Origin of the sequence: Methanocorpusculum petauri, assembly GCF_026891975.1 — an archaeon.
Lineage (GTDB): Archaea > Halobacteriota > Methanomicrobia > Methanomicrobiales > Methanocorpusculaceae > Methanocorpusculum > Methanocorpusculum petauri.
The window spans coordinates 1-3,618 of sequence record NZ_JAPTGB010000041.1; the positions used below are offsets into that span (position 1 = coordinate 1).

The following is a 3,618-nucleotide window of genomic DNA, read 5'->3' on the forward strand; positions in this document are numbered from 1 at the left end:
AGTATTTTATGATGCAACGAATGAATGGGATGAAATGTCCCCGTGATACAGGAGGGCTGATGCGGCGCGGTGTGGTGCTGCTCGCAGCGCTCCTGCTTGTGTGTACGCTGATGGCAGGAGCTGTCAGTGCGACGGAGGTAAGTGTTTCTACGTGGGAGCAGTTATCCGGGAACTTCTCTGGAGAAAAGACGATCACCCTGAGTGGTGATATTGCAAATGCTTCGGGTAATTTGACCTTAGATTCTGGCAGTAACATTACGCTTGATCTGGGTGGTCATACCATTAGCAATACTTCAAACTCTAACTTTGAATATGGTAAAAATCTGATTACCATCAATGGTGGAAACTTAGTTATTAAAAATGGAACCATTGGGTGGAACACCACAAAAAAGGTAACAAAGGATGGCAAAGACACATATCCCGGTCTGAGCGCTCTTGTTGTAAAGAATGGATCTCTTGATTTCCAGTCAGGAACACTTAACAGTATCAATGCAACACCTTTAGCCATTTTTGGAGATTCTGGAACCGGAACCATTGCATCTTCTGTAAAAATTGGCGAACATACCACTATTATGGGATATTCTTGGGCTGTTGGCATCATGAATACTAACGGCTATGCATATAATGTTTCATTAGATGTTGCCGGTACCTTACAAGGCTGTGCATCACAAAAGTCGGATGGCGGCAGTGGAGGACTGACTATTAATGGTTTGGTAAAGAAACCAACGGAAGATAATCTGCTCGCTTTTGTTCCTCAGATAACAATACGCAGCACTGCTAAGATTTACGGTATTCAAGGTTCATCAGGCAATCTGAATAACGATGATGGCCCTGCTGTCTATGCAGCTGGATATGGTAACTGGGCGATTGAAAATAATGCCACTCTTACCGGTGATGAAGCACTCAGCATCAAATCCGGTAACTTCACCATCAATGGCGGTTCGTTTACCGGAAATGGTGTGTATCGCACACCGGCAACGTCATGGAGCGGTGGCTCTGAAGCAACGGGTGGTGCGGTGAGTATTACTACCAACAGTGCCTATGCGCAAAACGTCAACATCACCATCAATGGCGGTACGTTCACAAGTGTAAACCAGTCTGCGTTCTATGAAGGATATGGTTCTGCTCACCAAGGAACTGCCCTGAAGAAGGTCGCCATCTCCGGCGGTACATTCAAGACGAACAACGATACTCTGCTGAGTGCAGTTACGATTCAGAACTCCGGCAACAGTACGATCACCGGGGGTATCTCCATCAAGGATTCTACGAGCGGCAACAACCTGCTCTACCGCGGCGTAAACCTGACGGGTGTTGCGGACTGGACTGGCGACGCCACGAACGGTTACACGTTGGAACTTGACGGTGAAAATGCCAAGTACAAGCTGATGGACGCGTTCAGCACCACCGGCACCGGTATCCAGATCACCGCCGACAGCGTCACGCTGGACGGTAACGGCAACCAGATCACCGCCAAGAGTCCCACAAAGCAGAGTAATCATTATACCGCAGTTAATGTGACCGGAAAGAGTGTAACCCTGAAAAACCTGAATCTGGTTGCAGATGACTCCTTCAAGGAAAATAAGGATAATCCGGCGATGTTTCTGACTGCGGTCTATGTATCAACCCCCACTGGCAGCGACACCAGTGAATTCACCCTGTCAGACAGCACGTTCAACATGTCACAGGCTGAGAGCGGCAATCAGACGATGATAGTGCGTGTCACAGGTACCCACAAAACAGTGGCCATTACCAACAACACGATCCATGGCGCAAAATCCACGAACAATGCGGAAACACAACCCGTTGGAAATCACGGAACCTCGTTCGGTATCGCAGTGGAAGAAGCATCCATTTCTGACAAATTAACCATCGAAGAAAACACCATCTATCCGGGTATTGCAGGAAACTCCGGCAGTACCGGTATGCGGACGTATCATCTTACAAAGGCGCCGAAAAACGGCATTTTGATCAATAAGAACACAATTGACTTCAAGGATGTTACCACTAACGATGGAAAGTACTTCTCCGGTATCCACATGGATCAGAACAACAAAGTTGCCACTAATGATAACACGCAGACCATTCTCAACTACACAATTACGAACAACACCATTCTGAATCTGAAAGCAGGAAAGGAAGCAGATGCGGAGAAGTCCAACAAAAACTCAGGTATCTATCTAAGGAACGTGAATGCTACAATCAGCACATCCATCAATCTTGATATGTATAACAACAGCATATCCGGAAGCGCTGAAACTGGCAAGAACGTCACCGCATTCTACGCAAACAACGTAACCTTCAGCGGCACAAGCACGATCTACAACAACAGGTTCAATATCACCGATGTTGACGTGGCAAAGTACGTCAAACTCACTGAGCTAACACCCGGATACACGATCAAATGGAACTCCACCGACAGTGACAAACAATACACAGGAAACTGGTGGGGAGCGTGGTCCGAAAAGCAGAAGAGCACCACCGGCTACATGACCTTCGCCGATGCCGATGCAGCAAAAGCCGCCGGACTCCCGGTCGCTGACCTGCATCCGCTGGTAGAGATTGGTGAGCCGGCCAAGACTATTGAAATCGACGGTAACCTCTCCATTGAGAACAAAACCGGAAAGAGTGAAACCCTTACCGCAACCTTCACCGGCGGAGTCTCGGCAAACTTTACGTGGGAGGTCGGAACCGAGAACATTATCAGTCTGACCAAAATCTCCAGCAACTCTGTCACCTACAGCCCGGTGAAAGTCGGAACAACCAACCTCACGGTAAGCTCCGGAGACGGTGCCGACAAGGTCTCGAAAACAATTCTCATCACCGTCTATCAGGCGGCTACACCAAATCTGCCGGTGTCCAACGTTGAAACCGACGCTACTGGCAAGACAACCATCTCAAACAACAGTGTGGTAGATATTAAACAAGAATCCGGTAAAGACGTTGCAACCATCAAGGACGATGCCGGTGTAACACTGAAACTCACCTTCGCAGACGGTGCAACTACGAGTGAGGGACAAATCAGCGGAAACGTCACCGAAGCCGTGGTTACCTATCCGGCCAACACAGTGGTAAGTTCATCTAAAACATCGATTGCCGCAGAATATGCACTCGCAATCAATCTCGGAAAGAACGTAACCAACTATCTGCCTGAAATTGATCCCTCTTACAACACAACGGTAGAGAAGAAACTTACAGATAAACTTGCTGACGCGGGTAAGTACACGTTTGTCTCCATGATCACCGCAAAAGGTGAAAACGTCACCAAGATCAACGAGAACATTACCAAGGACGGTATTGCAGTCACCTTCACCGTTCCGCTTGACTGGGCAAACCAGATCACGAAAAACAGTTTGGGTAAAATCAAAGTATTCCATGTCAAAGACGACGGAACGATCGAGGGTCCGCTTGGTGGAACTGGAGAGTCAAAGGACGGCAATTACATATTTACCGTGAAAGGCAGCAGCTTCTCAAGCTATGTTCTTGCCGCATACACCTACACCGCACCGAGCCCCGGACCCCAGCCGGCATCCTCCGGCGGCTCCGGCAACATGGACGGCGCACTCCGTGTCCTCTTCAACGACGGAAGTGCCACTCTCTCCGTCGTAACCGGCCTCTCCT

1 protein-coding gene is annotated in these 3,618 nt (G+C 48.6%); it reads left to right on the forward strand.

Features of this window, described 5'->3' with window-relative positions:
• Positions 1–20: 20 nt before the first annotated feature.
• The coding region (locus tag O0S10_RS10375) for a beta strand repeat-containing protein (RefSeq protein ID WP_268925809.1) at positions 21–3,618 on the forward strand (3,598 nt) is incomplete at its 3' end.